The organism is Sediminibacterium sp. FW305-C-269 (assembly GCF_058231045.1).
Map to the genome: position 1 here is coordinate 187,434 of NZ_JBIQXQ010000005.1, position 19,749 is coordinate 207,182.

At 48.7% G+C, this 19,749-nt stretch carries 16 protein-coding genes; 11 read left to right on the top strand and 5 right to left on the bottom strand.

Going from position 1 to position 19,749, the window contains the following annotated elements; translation table 11 throughout:
* Positions 1-92: 92 nt before the first annotated feature.
* Complete coding sequence (locus tag ACH3Y6_RS15530; RefSeq protein WP_490836543.1) at positions 93-695, top strand: hypothetical protein; 603 nt, start codon at positions 93-95, stop codon at positions 693-695.
* 146 nt (positions 696-841) lie between these two features.
* On the opposite strand, the gene ACH3Y6_RS15535 is transcribed toward ACH3Y6_RS15530, so the two are convergent.
* The 3 genes from ACH3Y6_RS15535 to ACH3Y6_RS15545 form a co-directional block, all read right to left on the bottom strand.
* Complete coding sequence (locus tag ACH3Y6_RS15535) at positions 842-1,297, bottom strand: DUF983 domain-containing protein (protein ID WP_490836544.1); 456 nt, start codon at positions 1,295-1,297, stop codon at positions 842-844.
* Between the two features lie 1,149 nt (positions 1,298-2,446).
* Positions 2,447-3,730 carry a UDP-N-acetylmuramoyl-tripeptide--D-alanyl-D-alanine ligase gene (locus ACH3Y6_RS15540; RefSeq protein ID WP_490836545.1) on the bottom strand — a complete coding sequence of 428 codons (1,284 nt, stop codon included), beginning with the start codon at positions 3,728-3,730 and terminating at the stop codon, positions 2,447-2,449.
* Between the two features lie 294 nt (positions 3,731-4,024).
* On the bottom strand, positions 4,025-5,590 hold the full coding sequence (locus ACH3Y6_RS15545; protein ID WP_490836546.1) for an SUMF1/EgtB/PvdO family nonheme iron enzyme: 1,566 nt from the start codon (positions 5,588-5,590) through the stop codon (positions 4,025-4,027).
* Between the two features lie 200 nt (positions 5,591-5,790).
* Here ACH3Y6_RS15545 and porU point away from each other — a divergent pair, with 200 nt between their 5' ends.
* The 4 genes from porU to ACH3Y6_RS15565 all read left to right on the top strand — a co-directional run bounded on the left by porU (position 5,791) and on the right by ACH3Y6_RS15565 (position 12,795).
* On the top strand, positions 5,791-9,195 hold the full coding sequence (gene porU / locus ACH3Y6_RS15550) for a type IX secretion system sortase PorU (protein WP_490836547.1): 3,405 nt from the start codon (positions 5,791-5,793) through the stop codon (positions 9,193-9,195).
* Between the two features lie 244 nt (positions 9,196-9,439).
* Positions 9,440-10,594, top strand: coding sequence for a type IX secretion system outer membrane channel protein PorV (gene porV, locus ACH3Y6_RS15555; protein ID WP_490836548.1), 1,155 nt, complete (start codon positions 9,440-9,442; stop codon positions 10,592-10,594).
* A gap of 179 nt (positions 10,595-10,773) precedes the next feature.
* A complete protein-coding gene (gene ispF, locus ACH3Y6_RS15560) occupies positions 10,774-11,265 on the top strand; it encodes a 2-C-methyl-D-erythritol 2,4-cyclodiphosphate synthase (RefSeq protein WP_490836549.1) in 492 nt (163 codons plus the stop codon).
* Between the two features lie 267 nt (positions 11,266-11,532).
* Entirely contained in the window at positions 11,533-12,795 is a 1,263-nt protein-coding gene (locus tag ACH3Y6_RS15565; protein ID WP_490836550.1) for a nucleotide sugar dehydrogenase, read from the top strand.
* Positions 12,796-13,654: 859 nt separating this feature from the next.
* Here ACH3Y6_RS15565 and ACH3Y6_RS15570 read toward each other — a convergent pair.
* On the bottom strand, positions 13,655-14,572 hold the full coding sequence (locus ACH3Y6_RS15570) for a helix-turn-helix domain-containing protein (protein ID WP_490836551.1): 918 nt from the start codon (positions 14,570-14,572) through the stop codon (positions 13,655-13,657).
* Between the two features lie 141 nt (positions 14,573-14,713).
* Here ACH3Y6_RS15570 and ACH3Y6_RS15575 point away from each other — a divergent pair, with 141 nt between their 5' ends.
* The 6 genes from ACH3Y6_RS15575 to ACH3Y6_RS15600 all read left to right on the top strand — a co-directional run bounded on the left by ACH3Y6_RS15575 (position 14,714) and on the right by ACH3Y6_RS15600 (position 18,328).
* On the top strand, positions 14,714-15,046 hold the full coding sequence (locus tag ACH3Y6_RS15575) for a hypothetical protein (RefSeq protein ID WP_490836552.1): 333 nt from the start codon (positions 14,714-14,716) through the stop codon (positions 15,044-15,046).
* A gap of 1 nt (position 15,047) precedes the next feature.
* Positions 15,048-15,701 (top strand): hypothetical protein, encoded by a 654-nt coding sequence (locus tag ACH3Y6_RS15580; protein WP_490836553.1) that lies wholly within the window; start codon positions 15,048-15,050, stop codon positions 15,699-15,701.
* Positions 15,659-16,420 carry a sensor histidine kinase gene (locus ACH3Y6_RS15585; protein ID WP_490836554.1) on the top strand — a complete coding sequence of 254 codons (762 nt, stop codon included), beginning with the start codon at positions 15,659-15,661 and terminating at the stop codon, positions 16,418-16,420. Before ACH3Y6_RS15580 ends, ACH3Y6_RS15585 begins: the two co-directional genes overlap by 43 nt.
* Complete coding sequence (locus tag ACH3Y6_RS15590; protein WP_490836555.1) at positions 16,417-17,091, top strand: response regulator; 675 nt, start codon at positions 16,417-16,419, stop codon at positions 17,089-17,091. The genes ACH3Y6_RS15585 and ACH3Y6_RS15590 overlap by 4 nt, the downstream gene beginning before the upstream one ends.
* Before the next feature lie 388 nt (positions 17,092-17,479).
* Positions 17,480-17,935, top strand: coding sequence for a MauE/DoxX family redox-associated membrane protein (locus tag ACH3Y6_RS15595; RefSeq protein WP_490836556.1), 456 nt, complete (start codon positions 17,480-17,482; stop codon positions 17,933-17,935).
* A gap of 81 nt (positions 17,936-18,016) precedes the next feature.
* Positions 18,017-18,328, top strand: coding sequence for a DUF6520 family protein (locus ACH3Y6_RS15600; RefSeq protein ID WP_490836557.1), 312 nt, complete (start codon positions 18,017-18,019; stop codon positions 18,326-18,328).
* Between the two features lie 53 nt (positions 18,329-18,381).
* On the opposite strand, the gene ACH3Y6_RS15605 is transcribed toward ACH3Y6_RS15600, so the two are convergent.
* Positions 18,382-19,743 (bottom strand): RagB/SusD family nutrient uptake outer membrane protein, encoded by a 1,362-nt coding sequence (locus ACH3Y6_RS15605; RefSeq protein ID WP_490836558.1) that lies wholly within the window; start codon positions 19,741-19,743, stop codon positions 18,382-18,384.
* Positions 19,744-19,749: the final 6 nt, after the last annotated feature.

A 19,749-nucleotide genomic window follows, 5' to 3' on the forward strand; every position in this document is an offset into this window, starting at 1 on the left:
GCATTAATATCCTATCGAAGCCGCTCCGTATTCCCGGGGCGGCTTTTGTATACCAGTAGTTTTATAGTTTTGTCAACAGAAAATCAGCTACCATGAACATCATCAGGAATAGTGTTTTCGGCATCCTTTTTTTATTAGCAGCCTGCCAGGGCGGTAACCAGGAAGAAAAAGCGGAAGAGAACAAAGCGGCAGATACAGTGAAAATGGCTGAGTCCATCCGCACCAATCTTTCTTACCTGAACGATTACAATGCACTTGAGCAGTTGTTCACGAATGATAACTGGCTCATACCCGGTACCAGGGACAGCAGTTATCTCTATGTAAGTCGCCTGGGTAATTATGTAGTTAAGACCTATGCCTACCAGTTGGTAAAAGGAGACTCCGCTCATGTGCAGTATGCTGCCATCCAGACAGAAAAGGATCAATTGGTGTGGCAGTTCAATGGCCAGAAACTACACCTTACCAGTGCCACACGTGCCAGGGCTGTATTTGCTGTTGCGGGTGCCGATTCGCTGAAGTATGAATTTGTGCGGCTGGACGATAACAAGATCAGCCTTACCTATCCCGATAAGAAAAAAGTGGTGATGAAAAAGATGCTCCAATTCAGCCTCTTCCTGGCCCGCAGCCGCTACGACTTCACCAACGGAACGAAGTATGCGTTTGATACTACGCAGTTTAACAGGAAGAAGGGGTAGGGGACGTGAGTGGTGAGTGGTGAATTGTCAATGGTCAATTGTGAATGAGGTTCTCGCTGATTCATTGCCTATTCACATCTGCCAACAACTACCCGCTCCCTACTGACTACTCACGATTGACGACTGACGATTGACGCCTGCCGCGATCACCAATTTTTCATATGTTCCGGAACGATTCTCTCTGCTTTGGGCTTGGGTTTGTTTCTCCAGTTGGGATCGTATTTAACGAACCAACTGAGCCATAATATCCTGGATAAACGCATCAATACCGGTTGCAGTATCAGGAGGATGGTGAATGCGGTTCCCATCCAGTAAAATATGCGGTTGTCGTCGATAGAAAACGTAACGCCGATCAGCACTTTCCAGGCAACGAAAGTGGCCACCAGCACGGCAATACTGAGTGCATAGCTCACATAACCGGTTCCGTAATAAAAGCCTACTTCAATTTCTGTGGGTTGTCCGCAAACAGGACAGTGCTCGTGCATGTGGATGCTGTTTTTCTGGTAAGCACTGTCTTTCTCAAAAACCTTTCCCTCACGGCACCGGGGACAACGGTTGCCGAGTATACTGGTCAGGTAATACCTTTTCTTCTGCTCTGGCATATACTTGCTGTTGATTCGGGTGCAAAGGTACTGAATTGTCAGTAGAGAGGTGAGAGTCGTCAGTCGGGAGTGGGATTTGGTCTTTAGTCTTTAGTCTTTGGCCATTGGCTTGTTCGGAGTAGATTGGGGTAGTAGTTCATTGATTAGTGAAGCATTTGGCGGCTAGCATTTGGCATTTGGCTTTAAGTCGTCTGCCTGAGGCATACGGATTATCGTATTAAACATTCATTCAATCACTCATCCACTCATTCACTCAATTGGTTTGTCTTTGACTTGTTCGGTGTAGTTTGGGAGAGCAGGTCATTAATTAGTGAAGCATTTGGCGGTTAGCATTTGGCATTGGGCTTTATGTCGTCTGCCTGAGGCATGCGCTCACGACTGACAATTCACAATTGCCCATTCACAATAATCCAATTGCTTTGCCAAAATATGAGGTTAGCAGCGATCAAAACATTCACTCATTGATCCGGCGCGTTGGCTTTGGGCGCCTCCCTGTGGCAGGCGGCTCCAGCATCTAGCTTTGAGCCACGAGCTGTGAGCTTCTAGCATCCAGCATTTCACTCCTCACTGACGACTCACGACTGACAATTCACAATTGCCCATTCACAATAATCCAATTGCTTTGCCAAAATATGAGGTTAGCAGCGATCACAACATTCACTCATTCTATCATCCACTCATTCACTCATTGATCCGGCGCGTTGGCTTTGGACATCTGCCTGCGGCATACGGCTCCAGCATCTAGCTTTGAGCCACGAGCTGTGAGCTTCTAGCATCCAGCATTTCACTCCTCACTGACGACTCACTACTGACAATTCACAATTGTCCATTCACAATAATCCAATTGCTTTGCCAAAATATGAAGTTAGCAGCGATCACAACATTCACTCATTCTATCATCCACTCATTGATCCGGCGCGTTGGCTTTGGACATCTGCCTGCGGCATACGGCTCCAGCATCTAGCTTTGAGCCACGAGCTGTGAGCTTCTAGCATCCAGCATTTCACTCCTCACTGACGACTCACGACTGACAATTCACAATTGTCCATTCACAATAATCCAATTGCTTTGCCAAAATATGAGGTTAGCAGCGATCAAAACATTCACTCATTCTATCATCCACTCATTCACTCATTGATCCAGCCCCCCTCACCCCTGCAATATCTTCTCCATCTGCATGCTCCTGGAGCCCTTGATGAGAAAATGGGTGTGTTCAAAATTCTGTTGGGCAAACCATTGAGCGGCTGCAGCTGAATCGGGGAAAAAGGTATAGTCGTGATCCACTCTTCTGAAGTCGCCGCCTACCAGCACCACTTCTTTCCAGGGGTACTGTTGGATAAGTCGGATGATGTCCTCATGTTCGGCAACACTCTCATTGCCCAGCTCCATCATGCCACCCAGCATCAATACTTTATGGGTTGCCGGCAGCTTGGCAAAATTCTCAATGGCCGCTTTCATACTGGTTGGGTTGGCATTGTAAGCATCCAGTACAATGGTATTGGAACCTTTTTGCACTAACTGCGATCGATTGTTGGAGGGAACATATTGTTCAATGGCAGCAATGATCTTTTCTTCCGGAACAGAAAAATATTTACCGATCACTACGGCGCAGAGAATATTGGGCAGGTTATAATCGCCCACCAATTGTGTTTGAATGGTGCAGGGTTTTGCAAGACCCTGTGTGATAGCCACTTCCAGAAAAGGTTGGCTGGACAGCACTTCACCCTGTACCAGTCCCTGGTTTTTACCATAGTGTACAATATGTGGTACTGCCCGGCTCATGGTTTGCAGGTAATCATAATCGGCATATACAAACGCGGTGCCGTCGTGCCCCGACAGGTAATCATAAAGTTCCCCCTTTCCTTTTCTTACCCCTTCCACACCGCCAAAACCTTCCAGGTGTGCTTTGCCACAATTGGTAATCAAACCGTGGGTGGGTTCGGTATACAGACAATAACCGGCTATTTCTTTCTGGTGATTGGCGCCCATCTCTATCACAGCCATTTCCGCATCGGGCTGCACACCGAGTAAGGTAAGCGGTACGCCAATATGGTTATTCAGGTTACCCTGAGTGGTGTAGGTCTTGTAATGCGAGGAGAGCACAGCATAGATCAGTTCCTTGCTGGTGGTTTTTCCATTACTCCCAGTGATACCGATAAAAGGTATGGTAAATTGGCGGCGATGATAATGGGCCAGTTCCTGTAAGGCAGCTAAGGTGTTAGCCACTTTGATCAGTCGGTTGTCCGAGGGATCTACCTCCTCATCCACCACGGCATAAGCCGCACCGGCTTCCAGTGACTGTTTGGCAAACTCGTTGCCATTGAAATTAGGGCCTCTCAGTGCAAAGAAAATATCACCCGGCTTCAGTTTCCTCGTATCTGTCTGCACGGAAGGATGTTGCTTGAAGATCTTGTATAATTCTGCTATGTTCACGGTAACTATTTTATTTGTCAAACTTATTTAATATTGGTGAATTAGCGGCGAGCTATGAGCCGTGAGCATCCAGCAACCAGCAACCAGCAACCAGCATCCAGTAACGTCCCCCCCCATTCACTCATTCTATCATCCACTCATTCACTCATTACATAAAAAGCCACCCCAATCCGGGATGGCTTTTGCTGTATTTCTACCTTTTCCTGATCTCAGATTTCTATGATTTTTGTATGATTTCGTTGAGAAGGTATATTCATCTGCGTCATCATATAATAATCATAAAAATCAGAGATGTTATCGTTTGTTTCGGCGGGTCGGTAAGAAAATGCCGGTTTTTGCTTTACGGGATGTGGATTCTGCGGGGCCATAATGGTTCATGGCACAACGGAAGCCCAGTTCTTTGGTGCTCAGGTCCTCTTCCAGGAAACGGCGTGCACCGGGTGCCAGCCAGTAGGCCCTGTCGTTCCAGCTACCACCTTTGTATACCCTTGATTTATCGGAGATCAGGGTGGTGATACCGTAGTTGTACAATACGTTGCTGGTGGAGTCACCATCCAGGTAGTTGGTGGCATAAGATTTCTGGTAGTTTCTGCGGTTACGCAGGGCCGAATCTGATTCGGGGATCATTTTGATACGGCCTTTATCGTCTCTCAGGTTACCTGCACCACCGCTCATGTCCACTTTCTGGAACACGTTACCACGGTAAGGGTTAAAATCATCATCGCCATCATTGGTAACCGGGCGGTATACATCCATCACCCACTCGTTCACGTTGCCACTCATGTTATACAGGCCAAAACCGTTAGGCATGAAAGAAGTCACTTCTGCAGGGATGGCGGCATTATCGTTCAAACCACCGGCCACACCCATGTTGTCACCGGCGCCACGTTTAAAGTTGGCCAGGAAAGCTCCCTGGAACGCGCTTTTTTTGGTGTAACGGATATTGTCAAAGCCGTCGTTTTTCCAGGAATAGATCTGTTTGTTGGAGATCACTTCCTCGCCACGTGCATTGCCTTTCTGCTTTTTCTGCGGGTTCTGCATGATATAACCATAAGCGGCATATTCCCACTCGGCTTCTGTTGGCAGGCGGTAATCACCGAAGATGATCCCGTCTTCAAATTTCACCTGTGCCCTGGGACGACCCTGGGCATCTTTCAGCGGATTACTTTTTGATGTGGCCTGCTTGCCAGGGGTTGCCTGGTATTCGCCCATGATATAGGCTTTGCTGTTAAAGTTGTCCTGACCCGCACCATTCATTTCTTTTTTGATCTGGCTGCGCTTGTCCAGGAAACCCTTGTTCATCAGGGTCAGCTCGTTCACACGGTCCGTACGCCAGATACAGTATTCAGTGGCCTGTTTCCAGCTCACACCTACCACGGGGTAATAGTTGTAAGAAGGGTGGCGGAAATAATACTCCACATAGGGTTCGTTGAAAGCCAGCTCACTTCTCCAGACCAGGGTATCCGGTTTGGCCTGGTCCACTACAGAATCCATACCGGCCTGTCCGAACACGTTCTCCAGCCAGTACAGGTACTCGCGGTAATGCACATTGGCCACTTCGGTCTTATCAATAAAAAAGGAGTTGACCGTAATACGGCGGGGGATATTGTTCCAGTCGCCCATCACATCTTCCTGTGCGGCGCCCATGGTAAAAGTACCACCCTGAACAAATACCAGTCCCGGTGCGGTTTTTACATCCGCTGGTTTGGCAACCGAGAAGTTGCCCTGGTCTTTATCATTGTAATTCCAACCGGTTGCCGTAGACTGCTCCTTTTTCTTTTTCAGCATACTACAGGAGGCCACAGAACCTGCCACTGCCAGAAGTAAAACTACATTTCTGGTTGTTTTCAATAACTGCATGTCAATAGATTGAATTTGGAATATTGGGTTTCTCTAAGATACGTCTATGCGAATATATAAGATTTTGACTAATCCGCTAATATGCTCATCCGCTTTGATGTTAGCAAAAGCCTAATTTTAAACCTGATTCGCTGTGGCGGCTTGTTGCTGCCTGCATTATTTACCGATCTTAGATTTGTATGAACCTGCGGTCTTTTTTTTTGGTAGGGATTTCCCTGGTGCTGGGTAGTAATTTTCTATGGGCACAAAGGGTCTATACCCCGCATTCCGTGCTGGCCACAGGCAACTGGTACCGCATAGCCGTTACCCGCGAGGGGGTGTACAAGGTCGATCTGCCTTTCCTGTCCTCGCTCGGTATATCTACCGCGGCTATTTCTTCTTCCGCCATCCGTTTCTATGGAAATGGTGGCGCCATGCTGGATGAGAACAATGCGGTTGCCCGTCCCGACGACCTTATCGAGAACCCCATTGAAGTGGTAGATGGGGGGGACGGACTTTTCAATGGCTCCGATTATTTCCTGTTCTATGCACCCGGTCCTCACAGATGGCTTCGTGACAGTGCCAACCAGCGCTTCCGGCACCAGAAAAACCTGTATGCCGATACTGCCTATTATTTTATCACCATCGGCGGAACGGGTAAACGGATCAACAGTGCCGCAACATCCCCTGTGGCTACCATTACGGTGAACAGTTTCCAGGAGCGCTATTTTTATGAGAACGACCGGGTGAACCTGCTGAACAGCGGAAAAGAATGGCTGGGCGAAGAATTCAATGACCAGCTGGGCGGCAACAGCAGCCGGACTTTTACGGTAGACTGGCCCGGATTACAGCAGAGCCAGCCGGTTACACTGGTCACAGAGCTGGCCAGCCGCTCTGTGGGGGGCAATAGTCGTTTTTCGGTCAGGCTGAACGGTCAAACGGCACAAACGGTGAACCTGCCGGCTGTATCAGGATATTTCCTGGACGCATTCGCCAGTACTGCCGCCCATACCAGTAACTGGACCGTTTCGCAGAACAGCCTTGCACTGAACCTGGCATATACACCTGGTGTGGCAGGCAGCCAGGGATGGCTGAACTGGTTTGAACTGCATGGGCGAAGGGCTTTGACCTTCACTCCCGGCGGACAGTTATTGTTCCGCGACTGGGCATCGGTGGCAAACGGTTCGGTGGCGCAATTCAGTATTACCAATAATGGCGGTGCCTTGTCTGTATGGGAGGTCACAGACCCCCTGCAGCCATTGGCCATGCGGGTGACAAATACTGCCGTACAATCTGTTTTTACCAGGGATGCATCCCGTTTGCGTGAGTATGTGGCTTTTTCGGGTACCGGTCTGTTAACGCCTGTTGTCATGGGTAAAATAGCCAACCAGGACCTTCACAATACAACGGCGGTGGATTATATCATCCTCAGTCATCCTTCCCTGCTTACAGAAGCGCAGCGACTCGCTGCTTTTCACCAGCAACGAAATGGGTATCGAACAGTGGTGGTCAATACCGACCAGGTGTATCTGGAATTTTCAGGTGGCACACCCGATCCTTCAGCATTACGTGATCTTGTAAAAATGTATTTCGATAAAGCGGGCGCCAATCTCTCCGACCGGCCCCGCTACCTGTTGCTCTTTGGCAGTGCCTCTTACGATTATCGTTACCGCATCAATGGTAACAGTAACCTGGTGCCGGGTTATGAATCGGTGAATTCTTTTGAGCCATTACTGACGCATACTTCGGACGATTTTTTCGGCTTGCTGGACGATACCGATGATATCAACCGGAATGATCCGCGCATGACGCTGGACATCGGGATCGGCAGGATCCCCGCGCGTAACCTGGCAGAGGCTAAGACCATGGTGGATAAGATCATCCGTTACCAGTCCGCCTCCAGTCTCGGCAGCTGGCGCAACCAGACCGTTTTTGTGGCCGATGATCGCGACCAGAACCTGCACCTCGAAGATGCGGAAGCCATTACAACAGTGGCCAGTTCGGTCAATCCTTTGCTCAATCCCAACAAGATCTACCTGGATGCGTACCCGGCCGTAAGTACCAGTGCGGGTGCCCGGTATCCGGTGGTGAATGATGCCATCGTTGGGCAGGTCTTCAATGGGGCTTTACTGGTGAATTACAGCGGCCATGGCAGTTACCTGCGTCTTGCCGATGAAGCGGTACTCACACAGGAAGAACTGGCCCGTTTCAATAATCCCGATAAACTGCCGCTGTTCATCACTGCCAGTTGCGATTTTGCTCCGCATGATGATCCATCCAAAAATTCACTGGGTGCCGCCATCCTTACCGGTAATGCGCATGGCGCCATCGCCCTGCTCACCACCACAAGGCTGGTGTTTGCGTACAGTAACCGGCAAATGAACGAGAACTACCTGTCCATTGCTCTGAAACCCTTGCCCGACGGTCGTTACCTGACCCTGGGCGAATCGGTGCAACAGGCTAAGAACTATACTTCGCTCAGCACCGGTGACCTGCTGAATAACCGCAAGTTCACTTTACTCGGAGATCCCGCCCTACGCCTCGCCTTCCCCGAAGGAAGGGTGCGGCTCACCGGCATCAACGGCCATGCCATCGGCACGAACGATACATTATGCGCGCTCCAGCCATATACTTTCACCGGTGAAGTGACCGATGCACAGGGCAGGCTGCAGAACGGTTTTAACGGAACCGTTTACTCGACCGTATACGATCAGGCACAGACTGTCAAGACACTGGGTAATGATGCGGGCAGTAAAGTGGTGACGTTTCAGCAGCAGACGAATATTTTGTACAAAGGCAACGCCACTGTCACCAACGGAAAGTTCCGTTTCACATTTGTGGTTCCCAAAGACATCAACTATGCCGCAGGCAAAGCCAGGATCAGCCTGTATGCGCAGGATGGCGTAAAAGATGCCAATGGTGTGCAGGCAGACCTGGCCATTGGCGGAACCGGAACTTCCGTGTTAGCAGACCGCACCGGCCCGCAGATCCTGCCTTACCTGAATGATGACCAGTTCCAGAATGGCGGACTGACCCACGAGAACCCGGTGCTGCTGCTGAAACTATACGATTCATCGGGCATCAATACCTCCGGTACGGGTATCGGTCATGATATTACCGCAGTGATCGATGGGGTGGAAAGAAGCATCCTGGTGCTGAACGATTTTTATACGGCCGACCAGGATAGCTACCAACGGGGCCGGGTACGGTACCAGTTACCCACGCTTAGCGAGGGCAAACATACCATCCGCATCAAAGCCTGGGATGTGGCCAATAACTCCAGCGAAGTGAGCCTGGATTGCCAGGTGTTGAAGCAGAACCGCCTGCAGATAGCAGCGGTTCGGAACTTCCCCAACCCGTTCAGCAGTGCCACCACTTTTGCCTTTGAACACAACCAGCCCGATACGGACCTGGATATCACCATCGGCATCTACCATATGGGTGGCGGGCTGGTAAAACAGATCAGGAAAACGGTCAATACCGGTGGTACCCGTAACTGCCAGATAAATTGGGACGGGGCCGACCAGTCGGGTTCAAAACTGAAAAAAGGTATCTATATTTACAAAATAATCGTTGCCACCAAAACCGATCGGGCCGAAACTGCCCGGCAACTGATTCTTCTCTAAAACTGACTGAATGGTTTGATTTCTACATTTTTTGGTTCTTAACGTTACACATTAATTTAATAGTATTGTAGTATACCGCCCGGGCTGTTTGTAAGAATAGCCTGAAAACTTTGTCGGGCACCGGCAAGCGTTGGCTCTGGTTTACTGCTCTTACAGAGAACCAGAGATGGGTATATCCCTAAATCCTATTTATTGTTACTGTTCTGTTTGCTTTGGCTTATGGGGCAGTCTAAAACCATTGTTGATGCGTTCGATTCTTAAGAAGATCAGTGCCTGTCTGGCAATTATGTTCTGTATCCATGGTGTTGCCAGGGCGCAGGCCGATTCTATTAATATCGTATCTACCGCAGTACCCTTCCTGCGTATATCTCCCGATGCCAGGGCAGGAGGTATGGGCGATCTGGCCATTGCCACTTCACCCGATGCCAATGCGCCTTTCTGGAACCTGGCCAAAGTACCTTTTGCCAAAAAGAAATCGGCGATCGCCCTAAACTATACGCCCTGGTTAAAGGACCTGGGATTGACAGATGTGTACCTGGCCAGCCTGGCTGCTTATCACCAGCTGGATGAACGGCAGGCCATTTCTACCTCCATCCGTTTTTTCAGTCTGGGAAATATTCAGCTCACCGATTATTCCGGTAATATTCTGAACACGGTAAAACCCAGTGAATTTTCAATGGATGCCGGTTATTCACGTATCCTGAATGAAAAACTCAGTATCGGTGTGGCATTGCGTTACATCAATTCCAGACTGGTGGTGGGCGATGTGGGTACTGGCGTGGTGTACAAAGCCGGTAATGCAGTGGCAGGCGATGTGTCGCTGTTCTATCATGGTGTGAATGAAGAAGGGGAGGGATTGAACTGGGGAGTCACTTTATCTAACCTGGGCAGCAAAGTGGGTTACACCAACGACTCGCGCAACAAGGATTTCATACCCGCCAACCTGGGACTGGGGCTCACCTATACCAAAGCCATCAACGAAATGAACAAGATCACGTTCGGGCTGGATATCAATAAACTGCTGGTACCTACTGCGCCACAGGCCACCGGTAATTATTCCGTGGACTCTGCAAGACTGGTCGATTACCGTTCCACCAGCGTAGTGTCCAGCTGGATGAAATCATTCAGTGATGGCAGTAGCCAGCTCAAATCGCTGCAGGCCTCATTGGGCGCAGAGTATGCCTATAATAACCAGTTCTTTGTCCGTGCCGGCTATTTTTATGAGAACAAGAACCGCGGCAACCGAAAATTTTTCTCCGTTGGCGCCGGTTTCTCCATCGACCAGATGCAGGTGAACTTCTCCTACCTGGTCCCCTCCGGCAGCGGCGTTACACGTAACCCCTTATCGAATACCCTTCGTTTTGGCATCGTATTCAACCTGAATGGGAGCGGGGAGTAGCAGAAGACAATGAGTGAATGAGTGGATGAGTGGATGAGTGAATGCTGAGAACCTGCTGGCCATGAGTATCCAGCAACCAGTATCTAGTATCCAGTATCTAGTATCCAGTATCTAGTCCCCCCAACAATTCTCACTACATTTACCAAAATAAACATTGAAGCAGTATTAAAATCACTTGTATGCGTTTACGGATCGGATATGGAATAGATTTTCATCAGTTGGTTACAGGCAGGGACCTGTTCATAGGTGGCGTACAGATTCCACATGATATGGGTGCACTGGGACATAGTGATGCGGATGTACTGTTACACGCCATCTGCGATGCCATGCTGGGAGCCCTCAGCCTGGGCGATATCGGGGTGCATTTTCCCGATACCTCTAATGAATTCAAGAATATCGACAGCAAAATACTGTTGGCGAGAACCTATGAACTGATCCAAAAAGAAGGATACAAAGTTGTCAATATCGATTCATCTCTCTGCCTGGAAGCCCCCAAGATCAAACCCTTTGTCCCCGCCATGCAGCAAGTGATCGCTGACATACTCCAGATCTCCATCAAAGACATCTCCATCAAAGCCACCACCACCGAAAAAATGGGCTTCGTAGGCCGCAAAGAAGGACTGGTGGCGCATGCGGTGTGTTTGTTGGAGGGTAGATCAATGAGTGAATGAGTGGGTGAGTGAATGAGTGAATGTTTTGATTTCTGCTAACTGCATATTCTGGTGAAGCAATGGGGGAATTGTGAATGGGCAATGGTGAATTGTTAATCGTGAGTCGTCAGTCGTCAGTCGTCAGTCGTCAGTGAAAGTTGCCAGCATCCAACATCCAGTATCCAGCATCCAGTATCCAGCATCCAGCACCCCCTGCAATCAATTCCTAATTCCTAACTATTAACTTCCCCCTCCTTCTCTCAAATCAACACATTACCTTTAGCCCCTATGAGTGCATCGCCACATATTGCTGTTGTTGGGTTGGGATATGTAGGACTTCCGCTGGCACTGGCTTTTGCGGGGAAATACCGGGTGACCGGGTATGATATCAATTCCGTGAGAATATCGGAACTGCAACAAGGGATTGACTGTACCCATGAGGTTGACAGGCAAACGATACAGGATGCCGTTCAGCTTCAGTTCTCCAGCCAGCTCTCGGATATCGCAGGCTGCACCATTTATATTATTACCGTTCCCACACCCCTCAACCAACAGAAAGAACCCGACCTGCATTTCCTGTTACAGGCTTCGCGGCAGGTGGGTAGTGTTTTGAAAAGAGGTGATATCGTGATCTATGAGTCAACTGTTTATCCGGGTTGCACCGAAGAGGATTGTGTGCCTGAACTGGAGAAACAGAGTGGGTTACGGTATAATATTGATTTCTTCTGTGGATACTCGCCGGAACGGATCAATCCCGGTGATAAACAGCGGCCCATCACTTCTATCCGAAAGGTAACATCCGGTTCTACGGAGTCTGTGGCAAGATCGATCGACGATCTGTATGCCAGTGTCATTACTGCGGGTACTTATCTGGCTCCCAGTATGAAAGTGGCCGAAGCCGCCAAAGCCATCGAAAATGCCCAGCGTGATGTGAACATCTCTTTCATGAATGAACTGTCGCTCATCTTCGATCGGATGGGTATCGATACGCAGGAAGTACTGAAAGCCGCCGCCACCAAGTGGAACTTCCTGCCCTTTCAGCCGGGACTGGTGGGTGGACATTGTATCGGCGTTGACCCGCATTACCTGGCACATAAAGCCATGCAGCTGGGTTACCAGCCCAAAGTGATCCTTTCCGGAAGAGAAGTGAACGATGGCATGGGTGTATTCGTTGCCGAAAAGACCATTGCCCTTCTGGCGGCACGTAAAAAAGGGCATTTACCCGGAGCTAAAGTTTTGATCCTCGGTTTTGCTTTCAAAGAGAATTGCTCCGACACCCGTAATACCAAAGTGGTGGATATTTACCATACCCTGCAACATGCAGGACTGCAGGTTACCCTATACGATCCCTGTGTCAGCAGCGAAGCCGTAGCGGAGGAATATGGCATCCAGCTGTCGGATACTTTCTCTTACCAACAAGATGCTGTGATCCTCGCCGTGGCCCACCAGGTCTTTCAACAACTCGATTTCCCCGGTTTCCGAAACAATGGCGCACTCATCTTTGATGCAAAAAGTGTGTTGGATAGAGGGCTCGTTGATGCAAGGCTTTAGGGGGCAATGAGTGAATGAGTGGATGAGTGGATGAGTGAATGTTTTGATCGCTGCTAACCGCATATTCAGATGAAGCAATGGGATTATTGTGAATGGTCAAAGGTGAATAGGCAATGAATCAGCGATTGAGATGCTGGATACTAGATGCTAGATGCTCACTGCTCGAGGCTCAAATCTGAATGCTGCTAACCGCCTACCGCAGGCAGCCGTCCAAAGTTAATTCGCCAATGCGACCTACCCATCAATGAACTGCTCCCCCAAGCTACTCCGAACAAGCCCAAAGCTAAATGCCAACCGCCAAATGCTTCCTTAATCAATGAACTGCTCCCACAAACTACTCCAAACAAGCCAAAGACAAACCAATGAGTGGATGAGTGATTGAGTGAATGATTAATACGCTAATCCGTATGCCGCAGGCAGACGACTTAAAGCCAAATGCTAAATGCTTCATCAATCAAAGAACTGCGCCCCCCAAACTACTCCGAATAAGCCAAATCGCAGTCCCGTTCTGCGGGAGACCAAAGACAAACCAATGAGTGAATGAGTGAATGAGTGGATGAGTGAATGATTAATACGCTAATCCTTATGCTCAGGCAGACGACATAAAGCCCAATGCTCACAGATGAACAAGAAGCCGATGAAGGGAATAATAATTCCTGAGTATTTAATGTTCCTCCTAAAGACCAAAAGATTCAGCGAACCAGAAACCACCTATGAGCATCCAGCATCCAGCAACCAGTATCCAGCAACCAGTATCCAGCATCCAGTATCCAGCATCCAGCAACTCCATCCCCCCCCATTCCTTCACCTGAACATGCGGTTAGCAGTCATCAAAACATTCACTCATTCTATCATTCACTCATTCACTCATTGCCCTATACTCCCCCGGCGAACACCCCATAACCCTCCTGAATGCCGTACTGAAATTGGTGGCGTTTTTATATCCGCAGCGGTGGGCAATTTCTTTGATGCTTTTATAGGAAGCCAGCTCCTGTTTGGCCAGTTCCATTTTTTGCAGTTCCAGGAAACGGTAGGGACTGGTCTGGAACAGGTGATGAAAACCTTTCTCCAGTTTCAGTTTACTCATGCCATGCAGTTGTGCCAGCCACTGGGTATCGGGGGTATCGCGAATATGTTGCTGTATATACTGTTTTACCGAAAACAGTTGCTGGATATCGTCAAGACTGAGTTCTGCGGAGCCGGTTCTGCCATATACATGATTCCGGATCAGCTCTTTGATAAAGGATAAACAGGTATGGTGAAAAGGTAAGGGCTTCGGCGAATAGGAAGCTTGTGTTAATAGCAGGCAGGAACGTACCAGGCGGGTATTTACCCGTCCGATCGTTTGCCAGCAGCTATTGCGTTTGGATGACGGATCCTGGGTGTATTCGGGGTAATGGATCAACAGCAAATGGAGGAACTGGTTATTTTTCCACTCAGATGTGATGACTACTTCATTGCCGCTGCCGATAATAAAATGGGTGGGGTCGAGCAGCAGGGGTGATTCGTTTTCCAGTTGAACACTGCATTCACCGGAAAAAACGATGCCAAATAAACGCGCCGATACCGCTTGTCTCAACTGTAACCTGTCATTTTCTTTAAGCGATGCCACTACATACCAGATATCGGTTGTTACAATGGCCAGGTTTTGTAACAGGATAGCACATTGGGGCGCGGTCCACACGCTTGCCTCGGTACCGGGCAAACGGTAGGGAAGCAGGCGATCAGGGACCTGCTTCGAGCAGACAATCGGCATATCGTTCAGGTACAGCTGCATGGTAAAACAATCGTAAATCTAACTTAGTCCACTTATGTGGGAGGATTTTTTGGAAAAATAGAGTGTTTTCCACCAGAATTAGCGTATAAATACGCTATGCAACATACTTTTTATCTGCTTCTTTTGTCGAAAACTAATCATATGATACCAAATCAAATCTCTCTGCAGGAAGCCATTGCGCTTACCTCCCGTTACCGAACCGCACCTGTTACTGCTGCGTTTTTTTCAGAAGTCTATGATGGCGCATCTGTTCTGGCGCTGCTGAACCAACCGGGTTGTCGGTCTTTTCGCGTATATTTAGGACGAAAGCCCGACCAGCGTATCTGTACCGTATTGGTAGGTGTTGATGCCAACGGACATGATATCCTTCCCCCCACCGGGCCGGCAAACTTTACAGTTGATGAAGGTATTCTGTTGGAAGAAGCCATTCAATGCCCCCCGATCTGTCCAACACCTTCGCCCTTAAATGAATAATATGCGCGATTTTGATATCCTGCTGGTATCTGCCTGCTCTATCCTGTTGCCGCTGATCGTGGCCGCAGGCAGGTACCGGCGTTTATCGTATCGCTACCTGCCCCTGGTCATTTTATTGCTGGCAGGTACACTGAATGAACTCATCAGTTATACAGCGGCACACTGGTGGCATAATAACCAGGTAAATGCCAACGCCTATACCCTCATCGAATACCTGCTCCTGCTCTGGCAACTGCTAAGGATGCAGGCACAGGAAAAAACAATCCTTACCGTTGCCGCACTCGCCGGACTGATCATCTGGCTGGTCGATAATACCTGGTTACATGGCATTAACCAGGCCAATGTTTGGTTCCGGATCAGCGCTTCGCTGATCATGGTGTATTTCAGTATGGATACCATTACGCAATTAATGCTGGGCGGTTTCTCCCCTGTGCTGCATAAGACCGACCTGGCTCTCAGCCTCACTTTCTTCGTATACCATACGTACCGCAGTTTCATCCTGCTGTTCAGCTTTTTTGCCAGTCACCCTTTTTCTGTTGTCAGCCGTCAGTTATGGCTGGCCCTGGCTGTCATTAATATCCTGATTCATATTACTTACACCATTGCCATCCTATGGATACCCAAACAACCATCGATCTCAAGCAGGTATTCCTGACCAGTCTTGGTTTTATGAGTGTACTATTGCTCATCGTTCTGGTAAGCCTGATCCGCCGTTTCCGTCTGCGCCTGCAGCAATACCACCTGCAACTGGCCCGCGAAGTAGAACTGATCGATGCTGAACGAAGAAGAATACATATCGATCTGCATGATGAATTAGGTACGGGCCTTGCCAATATCAGCCTGCTGACGCAGCAGTTACAGCCCCATGACCCTACACCCATTGTTGAAAAGATCTACCACCAGACCCAGCTGCTCCGAACCAGGATCAAAGAGATCGCGTATAATTTTGTGCCGGCTATCCTGGAAACACGCGGCCTGGCTATTGCCATACAGGATCAGGTGGAAGAGATCGCCAGCAACCATCCTGTCTCTATCACCGCCGATATTCAGATCAGGGATCAGCACTATTCCCTCCCTAAATCGGTGCACCTGTACCGGCTGACACGCGAACTGCTCACCAATGCGTTGAAACATGCCTGTTGCAGCCGTATCTCCTTACAGCTAAGGGAGAACAAAGGATCTGTTATTCTTTCCCTCTCCGATAACGGTATCGGTTTTGTACCCGGGCAGCCCGCTACCTGGCTGAAGGGTATGGGTTTATCGCATGTACAGTCCAGGGCAAATATCCTCAAAGCCCGTCTGTCCATCCATTCCCTGCCCGGCACCGGTACAGATATATCCATTCGTATTCCCTTAGAATCGCTGCTGTCATGAATAAAACACCCATCCGGATCCTGTTGGCTGACGATCATGAGCTGTACCTGGATGGCCTTAAAGGGTTCTTCCAGACCCAGTCTGTCTACCAGGTGGTGGCAGCAGCACACAATGGTAAAGAACTGGTAGCCCTGGCCAAAATGCACCAGCCACAGATCATACTCACCGACCTGCGCATGCCCATGCTCAGCGGCGCACAGGCCATTCATCAGATCACCCTGGCCAGTCCCACCTGCAAATGCCTGGTGCTGACCAACTACGAAAACAACAGCTCCGTTATCGAGGCCCTGGAAGCGGGAGCCAGTGGTTATATCACCAAGGATATGCCGAAACAGGAACTCTTTACGGCGCTGGAACAGATCATCCGGGGATTCCCTTATTTCTGCCACAGCACCAATGCAAAAATGGTGAGACTACTTAGCAAAAGCAACTATAACCCATTTTCCCATAAAAGAAAAGCCAGCTTCACGGATCATGAAAGAGACCTGATCTACCTTATATGCCACCAGAATACCAACCAGGAAATTGCAGAGTCCCTTTCCCTCAGCACACGCACCATCGAAAATAGTCGCTCCCGCCTCTTCAGCAAAATGCACGTCAGAACCCCCGCCGGTGTGGTCATCTATGCACTTAAGCATAATATGATATCTCTGGATGATTTGGATGGATGAGGAGAGAATGATAGAATGATAGCATGATAGAATGAGTGAATGGGTAGTCGTGAATCGTCAGTCGTGAGTGGGATTGGGTCTTTGGTCTTTGGTTCCTGCCTGCGGCATGCGACTCCAGCATCTAGCTTTGAGCCACGAGCTGTGAGCGTCACGCATCTAGTATCCAGCATCCCCATTCCCCCATTTCTTTACCAGAACATGCGGTTAGCAGTAATCAAAACATTCACTCATTCTATCATGCTATCATTCTATCATTGTTTCACCAGAACAAGCGGTTAGCACCCATCAAAACATCCACTCATTCACTCATCCACTCATTCACTCATTAATTCTCTCCCTCATACAAAAAACCGCATCCCTCATAACTGCCTGCTGCTAATTTGGCTTTATGAAAAACAGCATACTACAGTTGATCCGGTTGATTTTAATAGGGTTGTATAGTTATGTGGCCTTCGGCAAATGGTTTGCTTTTGGGCGGTTTGTGCATGATATGCATAACCAGCCCTTTGCCCGCTGGTTGGCGGATCTGTTGATAGGGGTGCTGCCCTTGCTGGAGTTGGCGGTGGCGGCTTTGCTCTTTTTTCCGAAGCGGGTTGTATGGGGTTTTCGGTTGTCGGTGGTGCTGATGGGAGCGTTTACCCTGTATGTGGGGGCCGTGTTGCTGGGTGTGTTTGACCGGGTACCCTGTGCCTGTGGAGGTTTTCTGAGTGGCTTGGGTTGGGGGCAGCACCTGGTGGTAAACCTGGTATTGTTGGTGGTATCGGTGGCGGGTTGGTACCTGCATAAAAACAGAAAAATGAAAGAGATGCATGCATCGCAGGGAGTAAGCCGAAAACCTGTATAAAAAAGTAGGCGATATTTCTATCACCAATGTTGCCTAAGGAGCAACACATGGGTTTCTTTTTTTACACTTAAAAAAATCATCATGAAAAAATTATCATCTATCCTTCCAATCCTGGCCCTGCTGATCGCAGTGGCCGGAGCCTTTGCCATGAAGCCGGCACCTAAAAATAACCTGGTGCTGACCTACTATTTCACCGGGGCGGCTGGTCAGGAGTTCGATCCGACCAAGTATGACATCAACCCTCCGTCTGGTGGATGTTCTGGTAATACCCTGGCCTGTGAGGTTCAGGTGCCTGATGGGTATTCCAGTATAGAAGATTACATGACCTGGCTAAATCAACAGCCTAATAAGCAGGTGCTGTTGGATGCGCAGGTTATTACGAAAAGGGATTAAGGGCTCCTAAAAAAGAACACCAATGAACTGTTTTCATTGGTGTTCTTTCATTATTATCTTGGGTTCTGAGGAATACCTGACAATTGAATGATCTCTTCTGGGATCGCAATGGCATACCTTGGATCATTGGGTGGCAGGGTATAGGTCTGACTACCCAGATTTCGTGTAAGGTTGATGCCAGCTCCCTCCATATTTAGTCTTTTCAGGTCCATCCATCTGAGACCACGCATCAGTAATTCTTTTCTCCTTTCGGTTCGTATCATTTGCAGTAAGGCTGGCCCGGATAGGTTTGAGACCGGAATATAAGTTCCCGTCCGCCAGCGGTTCTGCAAAAGGGTATTCAAATCGGAAATAGCCGGTGAGAGGTTGCCCAATTTTGCATTAGCTTCCGCCCGCATCAGGTAAACCTCATCTGTAGCTACGCCACTAAATAGGTTACCTCCTCCTTCATAGCTGCCTTTAAACCCATAAGTTCCATTGCCATTGCTTTTGAAAAACAAGGTTTTGCGCAGATCATTGGGATGATAACTATTGTATAGGTTCGAATCTATCTTTGCCCGGTTAATAGAAATGGGAGACGGAACAGGAATCAGGTTTTCCATGATGACTTCAGTATTGAGCTGCGAAAAAGGAAAGGCGCTGTTTGAATTTAGGGTATTATAGTTGAGCAGTGTGTTTTTGATCTGTAGTGTTTTATCCGCATAGTACAGGCAACTGTCATAGTTTCCCATGGAGAGATAGGTTCTCGCAAGTAATCCATAGGCTGCTGCTCTGGATGGACGCATCACATGGAGCGGGGAAGGTGCCAGGCGTTCAGCTGCCTCTTTCAAATCCTGCAGGATCTGTGTATAGGTTTGTTTCAGGGAGGCTCTGACGGATCTTTCATTGAAATCCTGTGACATGCGCAAGGGTATTCCCATCGCAGTTTCTGCTTTGGCTGGATCATATGGGAGGGTCCAGATGATCGCCGCCTGAAGGAAGGAGCGAGAACGTAATGCCAAAGCTGATCCTTTCACATTGTCCCATTCAGATTGGTTCCCGGCATTTCTTTCAATGGATCTGATATTATCCAAAACAACATTTGTTATATATACCGTGCTGTAAATATTCGACCAGTCATTTTGGTAGTTGGAAAATACGCGGTCGTCCTGCCAGGTGTACTGTCTTCTATAGAATTCTGCTAACGGATTCCAATCTGCCTCAGTCAGGTAGTAGTCATCAGCACTGGTTTCGGCAGCGCCAGGATCGGTGTTATTTAACTTGTAATAGGTATCCAGTAAAGATTGTAGATCACTCAAAGTGCTGGGTACAGAAAGCGCCTGGCTGGGTTTGGTATCCAGGTATTTTGTGCAGGCCTCCATCAGTAGCGAAGTCATCATTAAAAAACCAATCGTATATCTATATTGTCGTTTCATGGTTAT